This is a genomic window from Streptococcus sp. 2020WUSS089, from assembly GCF_044427405.1.
GTDB classification, from domain to species: Bacteria; Bacillota; Bacilli; order Lactobacillales; family Streptococcaceae; genus Streptococcus; species Streptococcus hashimotonensis.
On record NZ_JAOTGD010000009.1, the window covers coordinates 1 to 16933 of the forward strand.

Sequence of the window (16933 nt, forward strand, 5' to 3'; positions counted from 1 at the left end):
ATCCCTTTAGGGATAATGGCAAGTAGTACGAATGCCTCTTTAAGAGGCTAGTGACGAGTCAAAAGCAGTGAGGCTTGAACAAAGTGAAAGCCAGCGTCTTTAGGCGCTGGCTGGTGATGTGGGCTTACAGCCCTTGTTCAAACCACCCGTTTGACGGGTGGTCATGATTTACGATTAAAATATATGGGAATCAATGTGATTCAGTTAATAAAATACTGTCTTGAATGTTGTAAATTGCAAACGGATGGAGTTTATTTTTCCATTTCGTCGCTTCTCTGTCTCCTCTTAGTGCCATTTTTACTCCTTGTGACTGTATTTTTTATGGCTGTTCGTTATTGTAAGCAAGATGTCAGATACCTAGACATCTGCTGGATTAATGTCATGATGGGGTGAAAAAAATTATCATGTAGTCTTTGGGAGTCACAGGGCATAGAATAACCCCTGAGCTTGGGCTCAGGGGGAGTTTTCTAACTATAATGTTTGAATAGCGAATGAGTTGCCTGATGGATGGTGCGTGCTGTTTCAGCGTTGTTCATAGTGTAGAGATGGATACCAGCCACATCATTGGTCACTAAGTCAACAATTTGATCTACAGCATAGGCCAGACCTGCTGCCCGAAGAGATTCAGGATTGTGCTCATATTTTTCTAAAATGGCTTTAAACTTACGAGGGAGGTGGATATTCTCACAGGTTTTCAAGAGTCGAAGTGCCTGATTCCTGTTGATGATAGGCATAATACCTGCGATAATAGGCACTTCGATGTCTGCTAGAGAACATTTCTCCTGAAAGTTATAAAATGCTTCGTTATCGAAGAAAAGTTGAGTTACCAAGGTTGAGCAACCGGCATCAACTTTCTTTTTTAGGTTTTTGATATCTGATACTGCGTTTGGCGATTCAGGATGTCCTTCTGGATAGCAAGCTCCGATGATATCAAATTGAGGAGCTTCTTCCTTGATAAAGGAAATCAAGTCGGTTGCATACTGGAAGTCCTCTTTAGGGGGAAGACCTTCAATAATATCGCCGCGAAGTGCTAAAATCTGATGCACACCAATTTCATCGAGAGAATGAAGAACGGATCGGACCTTTTCTTTTGTCAAGTAAGCAGCTGGCAAATGCGCGATAGTTGGAATATGCAATTCATTGCGAACATGGTTAGCCAACTTGACAGTCGTTTCTTCTACGTTCAAATTGTTATTGCTGCATGTAACACTGATAAAATGAGGGGTCAAACCTTGCATCTCATCGAGAGTTTGGATAATCTTTTCATTGCCTACTTCTGGTTTTGGAGGAAAAATTTCAAATGAGAGACTTGGGGTTTGACCGATCATAAATTAGAGTTCCTTTCTGGCTGCCTTAGCTGCTTGAGTCAAGTGGATAAGACTAGCTTTTGTTTCTGCTTCGCCACGAGTCTTGAGTCCGCAGTCTGGGTTAATCCAGACTTTTTCTTTCGGTACTTTAGCAAGGATGGCTTGAATAGTGTGTGCAATTTCATCAACGGCAGGGACACGTGGAGAGTGGATGTCATAGACACCAGGACCTACCTGAGTTTGGAAGTTTTTAGCCTTGAGTTCATCTAGGATAACAAGATTTGAACGGCTGGCTTCAAAGGAGATAACATCCGCATCCATATTGTCGATGGCTGGAATGATGTCTGTAAATTCGCTATAACACATATGTGTGTGGATTTGTGTATCTGGTGCAACAGTTGAGTGTACCAAACGGAAGGCAGGAATTGCCCAGTCAAGGTACTCGCTGTACCAGTCGCTACGACGGAGTGGTAGTTTTTCACGAAGGGCTGCTTCGTCGATTTGGATGATCTTGATACCCGCTGCCTCAAGGTCGAGAACTTCTTCCTTGATAGCGAGAGCAATTTGAAGAGTTGATTCTTTGATAGAGATGTCTTCGCGAGGGAAAGACCAGTTGAGGATGGTTACAGGTCCAGTCAACATACCTTTAACTGGTTTGTTTGTACGGCTTTGAGCATAGCTAGACCATTTGACAGTAATTGGGTTCAAGCGTGTTACATCACCCCAGATGATTGGTGGTTTTACCCCACGCATGCCGTATGATTGTACCCAACCGTTCTTACTGAAGAGATAACCAGACAGGTTTTCGCCGAAGTATTCTACCATGTCGTTTCGTTCAAACTCACCGTGAACTAAGACATCGAAGTCAACTTCTTCCTGCCATGCAATCCACTCATCTGTTTGAGTTTTAACAAATGTATCGTATTCTTCTTCTGAGATATTTCCTTTACGGAAAGCCAAGCGTGTGCTACGGATTTCTTTGGTTTGAGGGAAAGAGCCAATCGTTGTTGTTGGAAGAAGTGGTAAGTTTAGCTTCTCGCGTTGAATGGCTTCACGCTCTGCAAAGACTGGTAGACGTGTATAGTCTGAGTCTGTCAAACTTGCAAGACGGTCAGCAAGTGCTGTGTCACGCCCCACACGTTCAAGAGCAAAGAGCTCTTTGTTAGCTGTGAGAGCAACTTCGCCTTGACCGTTACGGATGGCATCCAAATCACGTAATTCGCTCAATTTTTCAACTGCAAAGGCAAAGTGGTTGAGGATAGCAGGCTCAAATTCTTCATTAGCAGTTGTAAATGGTACATGAAGAAGGGAGCAAGAAGTTGTTATGACGACATTTTCAGCTGGAATAGCATCCAAAACAGCTAGGCTCTTTTCGTAGTTGTTGCGCCAGATATTTTTACCGTTGACGATACCAGCGTAGAGGGTCTTGTCAGCTGGGAAACCTGTCGCAACAAGTGCAGCAGTTTCCTTACCTTCTACAAAGTCAAGACCGATGGCATCAACGGGTAGGTTTGTTAATTCTGTGTAAATATCACGCACATCGCCAAAGTAGGTTTGGATAAGGACTTGCAAGCCTTTCTTATCAGCCAAGAGAGTTTGGTAGATGTTTAGGAAAAGGGCTTTTTCTTCAGCAGTCAAATCCTTGACCAAGCTAGGTTCGTCAAGCTGGATTTTTTCAGCACCAAGCTCTGCCAATTTTTCAAAGACTTGTCCGTAGGCTGCAACTAAGCTATCAGCGAAATCAGTAGCAGTTAAATCTTCTTCAAAATCAGTTAATTGTAAGAGGGTGAATGGACCAATCAAAACTGGACGAGTTGTGATACCCAAGTCCTTTGCTTCTTGGAATTCGTCGAAAATCTTTTGACCAGCCAGTTTGATTTCTGTGTCTTTTTCAATAGCTGGAACGATATAGTGGTAGTTGGTATTGAACCATTTTTTCATCGGTCTAGCACGAACGTCCCCTTTTTCTCCTTGATAACCACGTGCAAGAGCGAAGTATTTTTCAAGGTCAGTCAAGTCAAGTTCTTGAACTGCTTTAGGTACGATGTTGAAGAGTACTGCTGCATCCAAAACATTGTCATAATGAGAGAAGTCGTTGCTTGGGATCTCAGTAATGCCTGCCTCTTTTACAATATTCCAATGTTTAGCGCGCAATTCTTTGGCAGCAAGCAAAAGTTCTTCCTGTGGAATTTCATTTCTAAAGTATTTTTCAGTAATAAATTTTAATTCGCGGTGTTCTCCGATTCGTGGGAAGCCGATAATGGTTGTCGTCATGGTAGTTCCTCCAAAATATTTCTATGCTCCTATCCTAACAGAAAAAACGACTCTTGTATAATTGTAAAATTTTAGAGGAAGCTATAACTTTTTGCTATAACGGATTGAAAGGGAGCTGCTTTTTATGATATTTATTCTATATAAAAGCTTGAAAGCACGCCTGTTTATCAAGCTTGCCTTTTTTATGCTGGCTCCAGCATAGTTTTTTCTTAAGCTTGGTATAGATTTTATCTATGAAACTGCCAAAGACAAACTCTTGTTAGCGCGCAATTGTTTATAGGTAGTTCTGATAGTTATTTTTTATCAAGCCATAAAACTTCTATATTAGACAGGGCTAGGTAGCCATGCTACAATGGAAAAAATGAAAGACAGGGGCTTTTTATGGGAAAAGTTATCATTGGAATTTCAGGAAACGAGCAAGAATTTCTAACTAAATCTGGTAGAACATATGTAACCGTTGCGAGTGAATTGGCAGATGGTATTCGTCAGGCTGGTGGTATACCGATGGTTATTCCTATGGGAACCCCTGACTTAGCCAAGGACTATATCAACATGATTGATAAGTTGATTTTATCAGGCGGTCAGCATGTAGACCCAAGTCTATACGGTCAAGAGCGCTTGATTGATAGTAATGATTACCTCTTGGAACGGGATGAATTTGAACTGGCTTTGATTGAGGAAGCCCTTCGTCAGGGAAAACCAATTTTTGCAGTCTGCCGAGGGATGCAGTTGTTGAATGTTGCTCTAGGCGGAAGCTTGGAACAAGAGGTGGCTCATCATTGGCAAGATGGTATTGCGGGGACATCCCATCGTTTACAAGTGAAACCTAAAAGCCGAATCGGTCAACTGTTTGCCCAAGGGAGCCCTATTAATTCCTTCCATCAGCAACGAATCAAAGAATTGGCTCCAGGACTGGTGGCGACAGGTTTGGATCCTAGGGATGGTACGATAGAAGCTTATGAAAGTAGGGGGAACCAAGCTTTGTTTGGTATCCAATGGCATCCAGAATTTTTGTACAATGATTGTAAGCAACATCGAGACCTGTTTCAGTATTTAGTAGATATATTTTAAGAGGGGTATCCCTCTTTTTATTATCAACGCTTATAATTGCAAGGGTATTTGTTATAACGAAAAGTTATAACTTTCTATAAAAAAAGTCAATTAGTCAGAAAGAAAATTCTGTGTTAAGATAGATACAGTTCTAATTTAAGGAGATCATTTTATGAAATTAAAAAAATTGTTTAGTTTGGCAACAGCTGCTTTATCAGTAGGTGTACTTGCTGCATGTGGTAACTCTTCTTCAAGTTCAGATTCATCTGCAACAACTGTTCGAGTAGGTGTGATGAGCTTGAGTGAGTCGGAAGAAGCTCGTTGGAATAAAGTTCAAGAAATTCTCGGGGACGAAGTGAAGTTGGAATTCACTCAATTTACAGACTATTCACAACCAAACAAGGCAGTAGCTGAAAATGAGGTAGACATCAACGCATTCCAGCACTATAACTTCTTGAATAACTGGAATGAAGAAAATGGTGAAGACTTGGTTGCTATTGCGGATACTTATATCGCACCAATCCGTCTTTACTCAGGTACAGCTGATGGAAAAAACAAGTACACTAAAGTGGAAGAAATTCCAGATGGTGCAGAAATTGCGGTTCCAAACGACCCAACAAACGAAAGTCGTGCTCTTTACCTTCTTCAAGCAGCTGGTTTGATCAAGGTTGGTGTATCTGGTACAGAATTGGCAACGATTGCTGACATTACTGAAAACAAGAAAAACTTGAAAATTACTGAGTTGGATGCAAGCCAAACAGCAAGCTCACTTAGCTCAGTTGATGCAGCCGTTGTAAACAACACATTTGTGTTGGAAGCTGGTTTGGATTACAAAAATGCCCTTTACAAAGAGCAAAAAGATGAAAATTCAAAACAGTGGTACAACTTGATTGCAGCTCGTAGCGATTGGGAAAAATCAGAGCAAGCAGCAGCGATTAAGAAAATTATCGAAGCCTACCACACGGATGAAGTGAAAAAAGTTATTGAAGATACTTCAGACGGTATGGATGAGCCAGTTTGGTAAAATGTAAATAGGTTGAGGACTGGGCAGTATTGTTCAGCCCTCTATCTGTTTTTATAGAGATAAGAAAAAATCTCTTAACCAAAGTCAGATATGTGGGAGAATATTTGATTTTGGTTAGTAGATTTGATTGATTTTCATTGAGTATGAGGAGAAAGTATGGCAGATAGTAAAGTTCAAGCATTTGAAAATGATGCGATTATTCAAAACTATTTTGAAAAGTTGAAGGTCTTGATTTCAAGGAAATCTATTTTTGCTCAGCAGATTGGTTTGTTGGATGTGGCGACTTACTTGAAAGATATGTTTGAAGAAGCTGGTGCAGAGGTTGTTTTGGATGATAGTTATGCAGCACCCTTTGTCATGGCTACGTTTAAGGCTTCGGTGCCAGATGCGAAAACATTGATTTTCTACAATCATTATGATACAGTACCTGCAGATGCCGATCAGGTCTGGGAGAAGGGCAACCCCTTTGAATTGACAATCTCTGACGGCTATATCTATGGTCGGGGGGTAGATGATGATAAGGGCCATATCACAGCTCGTCTGTCAGCCTTAAAAAAATATCAAGCTAGACAGAATGGCCATTTACCAGTCAATGTGATTTTTATTATGGAAGGGGCAGAAGAGTCAGCTTCTGTTGACTTGGACAAATACCTTTCAAAATATAAAGAACATTTGATCGGTGCTGATTTGCTTGTCTGGGAGCAGGGGCACCGCAATAGTCTGCATCAGCTAGAAATCGCTGGGGGAAACAAGGGAATTGTGACCTTTGATCTTCAGGTCAAATCAGCTGACTTAGACATTCATTCTTCTTATGGAGGTGTCATTAATTCGGCAAGCTGGTATTTATTATCAGCACTTCAATCCATGCGGGCTGCAGATGGACGAATCCTGGTAGATGGTATTTACGAGCAAGTGCAAGAGCCAAATGAGCGTGAATTGGCCTTGGTGGAAGAATTTGCACTGGCGACCAGTCAGTCTATGAAAGACATTTATGGCTTGACTCTTCCAACCTTGGTAGAAGACCGTCGTGAGTTTCTGAAGCGTTTGTATTTTGAGCCATCTATTACCATTGAAGGCTTGTCAACTGGCTATCTTGGTCAAGGTGTCAAGACCATCATACCAGCTCAGGCTTCTGCTAAGATGGAAGTCCGTCTGGTGCCTGGGTTGGAGCCGTATGATGTATTAGATAAGATTCGTAAGCATTTGGACAAACATGGTTTTGACAAAATTGAGGTTATCTTCACTTTGGGGGAAATGAGCTACCGAAGTGACATGTCCCACCCTGCCATTGTCAATGTGATTGAGTTGGCTAAAAAGTTGACGCCAGAAGGAGTTGCTGTCTTGCCGACGTCACCGGGGACAGGCCCCATGCACACAGTCTTTCATGCTCTAGGTGTGCCGATTGCAGGATTTGGATTAGGAAATGCCAACAGTCGTGACCATGCCGGTGATGAAAATGTCAGCATCGCTGACTACTATAGCCATGTTGAATTAGTAGAGGAGTTAATTGCAAGTTATGAGTAAGGAAATGATTAAGCTAGATAATATTGATGTAACTTTCCAGCAGAAAAAACGCACCATCGAAGCGGTAAAGGATGTGACCATCCATATCAATCAAGGGGATATTTACGGTATCGTAGGTTATTCTGGTGCTGGGAAATCTACCCTTGTTCGAGTGATTAATTTATTACAGGTGCCGACAGCGGGTAAAATTACTATCGATGAGGATGTAATTTACGAGGGAGGAAAGGTCACACTTACCCCAGCTCAATTGCGGAGCAAACGCCGTGAAATCGGTATGATTTTCCAGCATTTCAATCTGATGGCTCAAATGACGGCAGAAGAAAACGTAGCCTTTGCCCTTAAACACTCGGGTTTGAGCAAGGAAGAGAAGAAAGAAAAAGTTGCTAAGTTGTTGGACTTGGTTGGGCTTTCTGACCGTGCTGAAAACTATCCAGCTCAGTTGTCTGGTGGTCAAAAGCAACGTGTTGCCATTGCTCGTGCCTTGGCCAATGACCCTAAAATCTTGATTTCTGATGAGTCTACTTCTGCCTTGGATCCGAAAACGACTAAGCAGATTTTGGCACTTTTGCAGGAATTGAATGAAAAATTGGGCTTGACCATTGTTATGATTACTCATGAGATGCAGATTGTAAAAGATATTTGTAACCGTGTGGCTGTTATGCAGGATGGTCACTTGATCGAAGAAGGTTCCGTTTTAGAAATCTTCTCTCATCCAAAAGAAGAATTGACACAGGACTTCATCAAAACGGCAACAGGAATTGATGAGGCCTTGGTGAAAATTTACCAGCAGGATATTGTTAAGAATTTGCCTGATAATAGCATTTTAGTGCAACTCAAGTATGCTGGTTCCAACACGGATACGGCAATTGTCAATGATTTGTATAAATTCTATCAAGTATCTGCCAATATTCTTTATGGCAATATTGAAATTTTGGACCATATGCCAGTTGGTGAGATGGTAGTGATCTTATCAGGTGAGCCTGGTCAGTTGCACCGTGCGATTGAGGCAGTGACGGAGGCGCGTGTGGAAGTGACGATTTTGAAAGGAGCAAATTAGATGTTAGAATGGATTCAAACGAATTTTCCAGATATTTATAAATTGGGCTGGGATGGTCAGACAGGTTGGTTAACACATTTTAATTTGACCCTCTATATGACCTTTGTTTCCTTTGCTTTTGGTGGCTTTATGGGCTTGGTTTCAGGTTTGTTCTTGGTCTTGACTGGTCCTCGGGGTGTCATTGAAAATAAGACGGTTTACTGGATTTTGGATAAGGTAGCTTCTATCTTCCGTGCCATTCCTTTCATTATTTTGTTGGCGGCCATTGCTCCTTTGACGAAAATTATTGTTGGGAAAACGATTGGTACGGAGGCAGCTTTGGTGCCGCTCGCCCTTTCAGTCTTTCCCTTCTTTGCCCGTCAGGTTGAAGTGGTCTTGTCAGAATTGGACCGTGGTGTCATTGAGGCGGCTCAGGCTTCAGGAGCGACGTTCTGGGATATTGTCCTTGTCTATCTGCGTGAAGGTCTGCCTGACTTGATTCGTGTGACGACCTTTGCCCTGGTTTCCTTGGTCGGCTATACTGCCATGGCAGGAGCCATCGGAGCAGGTGGCTTGGGACAGGTTGCGCTATCATACGGCTACCTACGGTATAATAATGATGTGACCTTTTTAGCAACTCTTTTGATTTTAGTTATCATCTTCGTAATCCAGTTTATTGGTGATTTCTTGACCAGAAAGATTAGTCATAGATAGTAAGGAAATCAGGCATTTCGCATTTTGATTTATTAATTGCTTTTTTAATAGTTATATTATACAATGAAAGTAACCAAATATTTACTGCCACCGGGTAGTCATGCAACAGCATTTTATGAACGTCGTTAGGTCTTAGAAGATGTTCATAGGGTGCTGATTTTTGTATAAAAGGAGTGAGAATATGTCACAATTTGTTGTTGATTCATCTTTTTGGAGTCTATTTCCAGATGCAAAAATTGGAGTTCTATTATTGAAAGATTATAAAACGCCGGTGCAATCGCCTGATGAATTAGTGAAATTACTGGAAGAAAGCAACGGAATTGCCCAGAAATTTCTTACAGAAGATACTTTTAGTGAAAATGAAGTCATCCAAACGTATCGCCAAGCTTATCAAAAATTCAAAACTAAAAAAGGTGCACGTTCTAGTATCGAAGCACTTTTGAAGCGTTCTGCTAGTGACCGTCCAGTTTCGACAATCTCGCCCTTAGTGGATATTTATAATGCAGCAAGTTTGCGTTTCGGTCTTCCATGTGGTGCAGAAGATATAGATACATTTGTAGGCAATCTCCAACTAACGATCACTGAGGGTGGAGATGAATTCTATCTCATTGGTGATGAAAACAATAATCCAACTCTACCAGGTGAAGTTTGCTATAAGGATGATAAAGGCGCCGTTTGTCGCTGTTTCAATTGGCGCGATGGTGAGCGAACCATGATTACGGATGAGACAAAGAATGCTTTCTTGGTCATGGAGTTGGTCAATTCTGATAGAGTAGAAGATTTGGAAAATGCCCTTGATTTTATCAGTCAACACGCAGAAAAATTCTTGGGAGTAGTACCAGAAAAATATCTACTAGATCGCGATACGCCTGCAATAGCCTTGTAGGATTTGTCAGCGGGATTGTGTTCGGATAAATAGTGGTCTTTCTAGACAAATGCTGATTTTTCTGCTACAATACTAAGCATGAAAGAAGGTTGTTTCAAAAGCCTGTCTAGCGAGCTTGGGAGAGTGAGAGCCAAGCCAGTCTTGAAATAATTGGCGCTTTCCCAGTCGTGACCATGTCCGACTCAATCAGAATCATACAAATGAAGTAATAAATTAGGGTGGAACCGCGTTCTCAACGCCCCTATGTCTGTTGACAGGGGAAGAGAATGTGGTTCTTTTTGTCTGCCGACCGAGTATTTCTTGTTTTTCATCTCAAGGTGAAAGACAGCTACTATAAAGAAAGGAGACCAATGTTCACCTTAGAAAATATCAATCGAGGTCATGAACAGTTTACTGGGCCTGATTTTCCTAAACTGATTGCCTATTTCAAGAATTTGGGCATGGTGGAAAATACTGTGGATATCCAGTCTGGACAGGTTACCTATCGCTCACAGACAGGGCAGACTCTGGAAAAGCAGGGCTATCAAGTGATGATACCTGTTACTGACCAAGCCAATCTGGACCAGTTTGTGACTATCTTACGTAATCATCAGGCTGGACAAACAGATTTTCCCACCTTCTGCCAAGAAACAGCAGAAGCAGGGATTTACAAGTGGGTCATCGACCTAAAAGCCATGACCTGTTCCTATCTGGATAAGGCAGAGCAAGTTGTTGTTGTGGAAACCATACCGAGTGTGGAGAACTAGCAATTTTGAAATATAATAGAAAGAGGATATTATGTCAAAAAAATTGACTTTTCACAGTGTCAGTGGCATAGTCTCCTTTCAGTCGAATTGCCACACGCTCATCGCTAAGACGATTGAGCTAGACGCTGTACTAGTTCGCCTTTCCTAGCGGTATCGGCTAGGAAGGCTCACGTCGCAAGAATATCGTCATTTAGTTTATCTTTTATTACGTCGTTAACTCGCTTTGCCGTACCTCAGTACTGCCTGCAGCTCGCTGCCTAGTACTAAAAGTAAACTAAAAGACTTAGATTTAAAGAAAGAAGGAAAAATATGTCAAAAAAACTTACTTTCCAGGAAATTATCCTGACCTTACAACAATTTTGGAATGAGCAGGGCTGCTTGCTCATGCAGGCTTACGATACGGAAAAGGGTGCGGGGACGATGAGCCCCTACACCTTCTTGCGTGCGATCGGTCCTGAGCCTTGGAATGCGGCTTATGTTGAGCCAAGTCGTCGTCCTGCGGATGGTCGCTACGGGGAAAATCCCAACCGTCTCTATCAGCACCACCAATTCCAAGTGGTCATGAAACCATCGCCATCTAATATCCAAGAACTTTACTTGGAGTCTTTGGAGCGTTTGGGCATCAATCCTTTGGAACACGATATTCGTTTCGTTGAGGATAACTGGGAAAACCCGTCAACAGGTTCAGCAGGTTTGGGCTGGGAAGTTTGGTTGGACGGTATGGAAATTACGCAGTTTACCTACTTCCAACAAGTCGGTGGCTTGGCGACTGGTCCAGTCACAGCCGAAGTAACTTATGGTTTGGAGCGTTTGGCTTCCTATATCCAAGAAGTTGACTCCGTTTACGACATCGAATGGGCAGACGGCGTTAAATACGGTGAAATTTTCATCCAGCCAGAGTATGAGCATTCAAAATACTCCTTTGAAGTATCGGACCAAGATATGCTCCTTGAAAACTTCACTAAGTTTGAAAAAGAAGCAGAGCGGGCTTTGGAAGAAGGCTTGGTTCACCCAGCCTTTGACTATGTGCTCAAATGCTCTCACACCTTTAACTTGTTGGATGCCCGTGGAGCTGTGTCTGTAACTGAGCGTGCAGGCTACATTGCCCGTATCCGTAACCTTGCCCGTGTCGTTGCCAAAACCTTTGTGGCGGAGCGTAAAAAATTAGGCTTCCCACTTTTAGACGAAGCAACGCGAGCAGAATTGTTGAAGGAGGACGCAGAATAATGACAAAGAATTTACTTGTTGAACTTGGCTTGGAAGAAATTCCTGCCTACATCGTAACCCCAGCCATGCACCAGTTGCGTGACCGCATGGCAACCTTTTTGACAGACAACCGTTTGGCTTTTGACAGCATTGATGTCTTTTCAACACCACGCCGTTTGGCTGTTCGTGTGCGTGGTTTGGCGGACCAGCAGACAGACTTGACCGAAGATTTCAAGGGACCTGCTAAGAAGATTGCCCTGGACGCAGACGGAAACTTCACCAAGGCTGCAGAAGGATTTGTCCGTGGCAAAGGCTTGACGACAGCGGACATCGAATTCCGCGAGATTAAGGGTGAAGAGTATGTCTACGTGACAAAACACGAAGCTGGTCAGCCAGCTAAGGCAGTCTTGGCGGGCATTCCAGAGGTCTTGAAAGCTATGACCTTCCCGGTCAGCATGAACTGGGCGTCCAACAAATTCGCCTACATCCGTCCTGTCCACACCTTGACCGTTCTCTTGGACGACGAAGCATTGGATATGGACTTCTTGGACATTTCGTCAGCTCGCATCAGCCGTGGTCATCGTTTCCTTGGAAATGAAACCGAGGTTGCAAGTGCAGATTCTTACGAGGCGGACTTGCGTGCACAGTTTGTCATTACAGACCCCGCAGAGCGTCAAAATATGATTATCGAGCAAATCAAGGCTATCGAGGACAAACACAATGTGACTGTTGAGATTGACCAAGACCTGCTCAATGAAGTTCTCAACCTGGTCGAGTACCCAACTGCCTTTATGGGCTCCTTTGATACCAAGTATTTGGAAGTGCCAGAAGAAGTCTTGGTGACTTCCATGAAAAACCACCAACGTTACTTCGTAGTGCGTGATAAATCTGGCAAGCTCTTGCCAAACTTCATCTCTGTCCGAAACGGTAACGACCAGCATATTGATAATGTCATCAAAGGAAATGAAAAAGTTTTGGTGGCACGTTTGGAAGACGGTGAGTTCTTCTGGCGTGAAGACCAAAAACTCAAGATTGCTGACTTGGTAGAACGCCTTAAAGTCGTAACCTTCCATGAGAAAATCGGCTCCCTTTACGAGCACATGGAACGCACTAAAGTCATCGCAGAAAAACTGGCTGACTTGGCTGGCTTGTCTGCGGATGAAAAAGCGGATGTGGCACGTGCGGCAGACATCTACAAGTTTGACCTCTTGACAGGTATGGTCGGCGAGTTTGATGAATTACAAGGGATTATGGGTGAGAAGTATGCCCTTCTTGCAGGGGAAAAACCTGCGGTGGCAGCGGCAATCCGTGAACACTATCTTCCTAACTCTGCAGAAGGTGAATTGCCTGAGAGCAAGGTCGGGGCGGTCTTGGCACTGGCTGACAAGTTTGATACCCTTCTCTCCTTCTTCTCAGTAGGTCTCATTCCTTCTGGCTCAAACGATCCTTACGCTCTGCGTCGTGCGACACAAGGTATCGTGCGGATTTTGGAAGCATTTGGTTGGGAAATTCCATTGGATCAGTTGATTGCGGAGCTCTACAGCTTGAACTTTGCCAGCTTGACCTATGACAACCAGCCAGCTGTGATGGACTTTATCCGTGCTCGTGTAGAGAAGATGATGGATAAGGCGATTCCGAAAGACATCCGTGAGGCTGTACTTGCCAGCTCAACCTTTGTGGTCAGACTGCAACTGGCAGCCAGCTCTGCTATTTTCCAAAAATCAAAAGAGGCTGACTACAAGGAAGCCGTGGAAAACTTGTCACGGGTCTTCAACTTGGCTGAAAAGGCGGAGGCGACTGTCATTGACCAGGCCCTCTTCGAAAACGACCAGGAAAAAGCCCTTGCTGCTGCAGTGGCAGGCTTGGAGTTGACAGAAGACATGGCAGGCAACTTGGACAAACTCTTTGCTCTTAGCCCAGTCATCGCAGCCTTCTTTGACAATACCATGGTTATGGCAGACGACGCAGCGGTCAAAGCCAACCGTTTGGCCCTATTGAAAGCCTTGGCGGACAAGGCAAGTGCTGTGGCGGTCTTCAATCTCTTGAATAGTAAGTAGGAGGCGAGCATGGAACAAGCAAAAATCGATCGGATCAATGAATTGGCTAAAAAGAAAAAAGCTGGTACCTTGACACCAGAGGAAAAAGTTGAACAGGCTCAGCTTAGGGAAGAATACATCGAGGGGTATCGTCGAGCAATCCGTCATCATATTGAGGGAATTAAACTGGTCGATGAAGAAGGCAACGATGTGACGCCAGAGAAACTCCGTCAAGTCCAACGTGAAAAAGGCTTGCATGGCCGTAGTTTGGATGATCCAAATTCCTAAGAATAAATGATAATAAACAAGGAAAGACTAGGTTTTCTAGTCTTTTTTGTGCTTTTGAGAACATGTATTTACTTGTTTGCTTAGTTTGTAAATGATAAAATAGATATAGATAAATAGATTCAGGAGGGCTTGGTCATGAAAAAACTGATGTACACCTTGTTGGTGCTTGCCTATGTTACGGTCGCTTATTTGTCGGTCTACGTCCTTCCTCACTATTATTCTGGTGCAATTATAGGGGCGGCAGGAGCCAGTCTTGGAGCTAGTTTCAAACAGTTCAAGGAAGTGCGAGCTTGTCCTGACCAACCCTTGTTAGCCTATTTTAAGTGGGATAAGAAAAAGACAAGTAGTTTGTTATTGGTCTTTCTTGGAATCATCCTTTTTGTTAGCCTTGTGCTGGAATTTAATTGGCAATATGGCTTAGCTTTTGTAGTGGCGATCAGCTATGCTATGCTTTGGAATCTCCTTCATATTCAATTTTTACGAAAATATTATTTTGGGAGTGGGAAAGAACTCGACTAGTCTAAAAAAGAGTTCGTCTTCACACCCCCGCACAGTTGATTAGGTCAGATTTGGAGTGTGAAACGCGAATTGCTGAGATTTGCTCCGCAAATCTTATCTCCAACCTTTAACAGTCCACTGGACTGTTAAACCCAATCAACCACTGCACTGAGATGTTGACACGAACTCTGAGAAGTGTGCTGGGCTTGAGCCCAGCGTTTTCTTTATATACTTTGTCCAGCTTTTAATTTTTTCATAAAGATGATGGAACTTGGAATCAGGACGATGATACTGCCAATCCAGGCGGCGGGGTTAGCGGCGGCGGTCCCATAAAAGCCGAAATACTGCATGCCGATGATGGCGACTGCTGCTCGGAAAATTAATTCCCCAAAGCCTGCTAGTGTTGGAATAAAGCCCTTGCCAAGTCCCTGAATAAAGCTACGGAGAATAAAGAGGGAAGCAACAATCCAGTAACAAGAGCCGTTAATGATGTAGTAAACAAGAGCCAAGTCCAGAACTGTTTGACTGGCATTTGGCAGAAATAGACCAGAAAAGAAACGATTGCCCAAGATGAGAATGACCGCAAATACAATGGCCCAAGCAATGCTGAGGAGTAATGAGTGGCGCACCCCTTCTCGAATACGGTCATAGAGTTTGGCACCGTAGTTCTGAGCAGTAAAGGTTGCGATAGCCAAGCCCAGATTAACCATGGGCAGCATAGCCAACTGGTCAGTACGAAGGGCAATGGCCTGGGCGGCGATGGCGTCTGTTCCTAGTTGGTTGACCATAAACTGCAAGGTCATGGCTCCGATGGCGATAATACTGGCTTGAAATCCCATTGGAAAAGCAAGCTGGGCATGTTTCTTGAGATTATCCCTATCCAATTTTAAATCAGCTAGTCCAATATGATAGTGAGGTACCTTGTGGATAATATAAAAAATAAGAAAGAGGACCGAACAGGCTTGGGCAAGGATAGTTGCAAAGCCAGCTCCGAAAACGCCCCAGTTCATAACTAAGATAAAGAAAAAATCCAGACCAATATTGATAAAACAAGCGATAATTAGAGCAAGTAGAGGTGTTTTAGAGTTTCCGAGACTGCGTAGGGCTGAAGACAGGAAATTATAAAAAATAGTAAAGGTCAATCCTCCAAACATGGCCGTTAGAAAGGCATGGGAGTGGTCTATGATACTCACAGGCGTTTGCATTAAGACCAAGATAGGTTTCAAAAATGCTAAGGCTGAGACTGTTAGTAAAAGGCTGATGAGGGAAGCGTAGAAGAGTCCGTGGACAAAAGATTTTTTAAGCCCCTCTAAGTCGCCAGCTCCAAAGCGTTGGGCAGAAATAATGGTTAATCCATTGGTAACACCTTGGGCAAAACCGATGATTAAAAAAATCAGGCTGGCTGTCGAACCGACACTTGCAAAGGCATCCTTTCCCAAAGTATGCCCCACAATCATGGAATCAGCAAAATTATAGGCCAGTTGAAAAAAAGATCCAATCAACAAGGGAATAGCGAATTGTAAGATGACCGCAATCGGCTTTCCTTTGGTTAAATCATTCATAACGTCTCCTTTTGACAGATGATAAGCCCACTAGATAAATGATAGTCTAGTAGGCTTTCTAGGGATAAAATATTTCTCCTGAGAACGGAGTATAGGGCGTAAATTTGTTATTTAATTTGTCAGCTCTTCAAAATGATCGACAGTGTTATGGTCTGTTACTGCTAAGATGAGTTCGTCAGATTTGAAGACATAGTCAGGAGTCAGTTGGATGTTTAATTCCTGATTTTCGCCACTTCGGTAACCGATGATATTGAGTTTATAATGTTGGCGGAGTTTTAATTCGCCGAGTGTTTTGCCAATCCATTTTACTGGTGGGTGGAACTCGACAATGGAAACATTGCCTTCGAGCTCAAAGAGGCTGGTTGTGTCGCGGTGGAGTAATTGTTTTGCTAGAGAAATACCTGTTTCACGTTCAGGAGAAATAACCTTATCGGCACCGACACGGAGAAGGACTTCTTTCGCAGTTGTTCCTTTGACTTTGGCAATGACCATAGGAACACCTAGGACCTTGCTATGCATAACAGCAAGAACACTGGATTCCAAGTTTTCGCCAGTAGCTACAACAACAGCATCGCAGTTACCGATTCCTGCTGCACGTAGGAGCGAGCGGTCGGTGATGTCTCCGACAATACCGCGCGTGAGAATAGGTTCTAGATGATTGATACGTTGCTCATGATTATCGATAGCAATGATATTGCAATCGTAATTGTGTAATGTTTTTGCAATGGTAGTACCAAAAACTCCCAGACCGAGAATTCCGATAGTATAGTTTGGCATGATTT

General features: G+C 43.1%; 15 protein-coding genes. 11 read left to right on the plus strand and 4 right to left on the minus strand.

The features are described 5' to 3' along the window. Positions 1 to 467 precede the first annotated feature (467 nt). On the minus strand, positions 468 to 1328 hold the full coding sequence (gene metF, locus ODU46_RS07375; protein ID WP_336385325.1) for a methylenetetrahydrofolate reductase [NAD(P)H]: 861 nt from the start codon (positions 1326 to 1328) through the stop codon (positions 468 to 470). A gap of 3 nt (positions 1329 to 1331) precedes the next feature. Continuing rightward, the gene (gene metE, locus ODU46_RS07380) at positions 1332 to 3581 is read right to left on the minus strand and encodes a 5-methyltetrahydropteroyltriglutamate--homocysteine S-methyltransferase (RefSeq protein WP_395381959.1); all 2250 of its coding nucleotides are present in this window, start codon (positions 3579 to 3581) and stop codon (positions 1332 to 1334) included. A 381-nt stretch (positions 3582 to 3962) separates the two neighbouring features. Between metE and ODU46_RS07385 the strand changes: the two genes are divergently transcribed. The 11 genes from ODU46_RS07385 (at position 3963) to ODU46_RS07435 (ending at position 14610) form a co-directional block, all read left to right on the plus strand. Next, positions 3963 to 4652 carry a gamma-glutamyl-gamma-aminobutyrate hydrolase family protein gene (locus ODU46_RS07385; protein WP_395381960.1) on the plus strand — a complete coding sequence of 230 codons (690 nt, stop codon included), beginning with the start codon at positions 3963 to 3965 and terminating at the stop codon, positions 4650 to 4652. Between the two features lie 151 nt (positions 4653 to 4803). Further along, entirely contained in the window at positions 4804 to 5655 is an 852-nt protein-coding gene (locus ODU46_RS07390; RefSeq protein WP_024406612.1) for a MetQ/NlpA family ABC transporter substrate-binding protein, read from the plus strand. Positions 5656 to 5811: 156 nt separating this feature from the next. Beyond that, on the plus strand, positions 5812 to 7179 hold the full coding sequence (locus tag ODU46_RS07395) for a M20/M25/M40 family metallo-hydrolase (RefSeq protein ID WP_205027005.1): 1368 nt from the start codon (positions 5812 to 5814) through the stop codon (positions 7177 to 7179). Beyond that, positions 7172 to 8236 carry a methionine ABC transporter ATP-binding protein gene (locus ODU46_RS07400; RefSeq protein ID WP_205027004.1) on the plus strand — a complete coding sequence of 355 codons (1065 nt, stop codon included), beginning with the start codon at positions 7172 to 7174 and terminating at the stop codon, positions 8234 to 8236. Before ODU46_RS07395 ends, ODU46_RS07400 begins: the two co-directional genes overlap by 8 nt. Next, complete coding sequence (locus ODU46_RS07405; protein ID WP_105157537.1) at positions 8237 to 8929, plus strand: methionine ABC transporter permease; 693 nt, start codon at positions 8237 to 8239, stop codon at positions 8927 to 8929. It abuts the gene before it with no gap. A 181-nt stretch (positions 8930 to 9110) separates the two neighbouring features. Then, positions 9111 to 9815, plus strand: a complete 705-nt coding sequence (locus ODU46_RS07410; RefSeq protein ID WP_205027003.1) for a B3/4 domain-containing protein — start codon at positions 9111 to 9113, stop codon at positions 9813 to 9815. A gap of 266 nt (positions 9816 to 10081) precedes the next feature. Continuing rightward, entirely contained in the window at positions 10082 to 10561 is a 480-nt protein-coding gene (locus tag ODU46_RS07415; protein WP_205027002.1) for a DUF1398 family protein, read from the plus strand. A gap of 309 nt (positions 10562 to 10870) precedes the next feature. Beyond that, positions 10871 to 11788 carry a glycine--tRNA ligase subunit alpha gene (glyQ, locus tag ODU46_RS07420; protein ID WP_002939388.1) on the plus strand — a complete coding sequence of 306 codons (918 nt, stop codon included), beginning with the start codon at positions 10871 to 10873 and terminating at the stop codon, positions 11786 to 11788. Continuing rightward, complete coding sequence (glyS, locus tag ODU46_RS07425; protein WP_125175956.1) at positions 11788 to 13824, plus strand: glycine--tRNA ligase subunit beta; 2037 nt, start codon at positions 11788 to 11790, stop codon at positions 13822 to 13824. Before glyQ ends, glyS begins: the two co-directional genes overlap by 1 nt. 9 nt (positions 13825 to 13833) lie before the next feature. Continuing rightward, positions 13834 to 14091 (plus strand): DUF896 family protein, encoded by a 258-nt coding sequence (locus ODU46_RS07430; protein ID WP_024396477.1) that lies wholly within the window; start codon positions 13834 to 13836, stop codon positions 14089 to 14091. A 135-nt stretch (positions 14092 to 14226) separates the two neighbouring features. Continuing rightward, on the plus strand, positions 14227 to 14610 hold the full coding sequence (locus tag ODU46_RS07435; RefSeq protein WP_114866763.1) for a hypothetical protein: 384 nt from the start codon (positions 14227 to 14229) through the stop codon (positions 14608 to 14610). A gap of 203 nt (positions 14611 to 14813) precedes the next feature. Here the strand turns inward: ODU46_RS07435 and ODU46_RS07440 are convergent, their stop codons facing one another. Both ODU46_RS07440 and ODU46_RS07445 read right to left on the minus strand, forming a co-directional pair. Beyond that, complete coding sequence (locus ODU46_RS07440; RefSeq protein WP_074389515.1) at positions 14814 to 16151, minus strand: MATE family efflux transporter; 1338 nt, start codon at positions 16149 to 16151, stop codon at positions 14814 to 14816. Positions 16152 to 16262: 111 nt separating this feature from the next. Then, positions 16263 to 16928, minus strand: a complete 666-nt coding sequence (locus ODU46_RS07445; protein ID WP_014638537.1) for a TrkA family potassium uptake protein — start codon at positions 16926 to 16928, stop codon at positions 16263 to 16265. Between the last annotated feature and the right edge of the window lie 5 nt (positions 16929 to 16933).

What these genes read in the sequence shown, in the direction of transcription:
- metF (WP_336385325.1), bottom strand. Translation starts at nt 1,328, where the DNA reads ATGATCGGTCAAACCCCAAGTCTCTCATTTGAAATTTTTCCTCCAAAA.
- metE (WP_395381959.1), bottom strand. Translation starts at nt 3,581, where the DNA reads ATGACGACAACCATTATCGGCTTCCCACGAATCGGAGAACACCGCGAA.
- ODU46_RS07385 (WP_395381960.1), top strand. Translation starts at nt 3,963, where the DNA reads ATGGGAAAAGTTATCATTGGAATTTCAGGAAACGAGCAAGAATTTCTA.
- ODU46_RS07390 (WP_024406612.1), top strand. Translation starts at nt 4,804, where the DNA reads ATGAAATTAAAAAAATTGTTTAGTTTGGCAACAGCTGCTTTATCAGTA.
- ODU46_RS07395 (WP_205027005.1), top strand. Translation starts at nt 5,812, where the DNA reads ATGGCAGATAGTAAAGTTCAAGCATTTGAAAATGATGCGATTATTCAA.
- ODU46_RS07400 (WP_205027004.1), top strand. Translation starts at nt 7,172, where the DNA reads ATGAGTAAGGAAATGATTAAGCTAGATAATATTGATGTAACTTTCCAG.
- ODU46_RS07405 (WP_105157537.1), top strand. Translation starts at nt 8,237, where the DNA reads ATGTTAGAATGGATTCAAACGAATTTTCCAGATATTTATAAATTGGGC.
- ODU46_RS07410 (WP_205027003.1), top strand. Translation starts at nt 9,111, where the DNA reads ATGTCACAATTTGTTGTTGATTCATCTTTTTGGAGTCTATTTCCAGAT.
- ODU46_RS07415 (WP_205027002.1), top strand. Translation starts at nt 10,082, where the DNA reads ATGTGGTTCTTTTTGTCTGCCGACCGAGTATTTCTTGTTTTTCATCTC.
- glyQ (WP_002939388.1), top strand. Translation starts at nt 10,871, where the DNA reads ATGTCAAAAAAACTTACTTTCCAGGAAATTATCCTGACCTTACAACAA.
- glyS (WP_125175956.1), top strand. Translation starts at nt 11,788, where the DNA reads ATGACAAAGAATTTACTTGTTGAACTTGGCTTGGAAGAAATTCCTGCC.
- ODU46_RS07430 (WP_024396477.1), top strand. Translation starts at nt 13,834, where the DNA reads ATGGAACAAGCAAAAATCGATCGGATCAATGAATTGGCTAAAAAGAAA.
- ODU46_RS07435 (WP_114866763.1), top strand. Translation starts at nt 14,227, where the DNA reads ATGAAAAAACTGATGTACACCTTGTTGGTGCTTGCCTATGTTACGGTC.
- ODU46_RS07440 (WP_074389515.1), bottom strand. Translation starts at nt 16,151, where the DNA reads ATGAATGATTTAACCAAAGGAAAGCCGATTGCGGTCATCTTACAATTC.
- ODU46_RS07445 (WP_014638537.1), bottom strand. Translation starts at nt 16,928, where the DNA reads ATGCCAAACTATACTATCGGAATTCTCGGTCTGGGAGTTTTTGGTACT.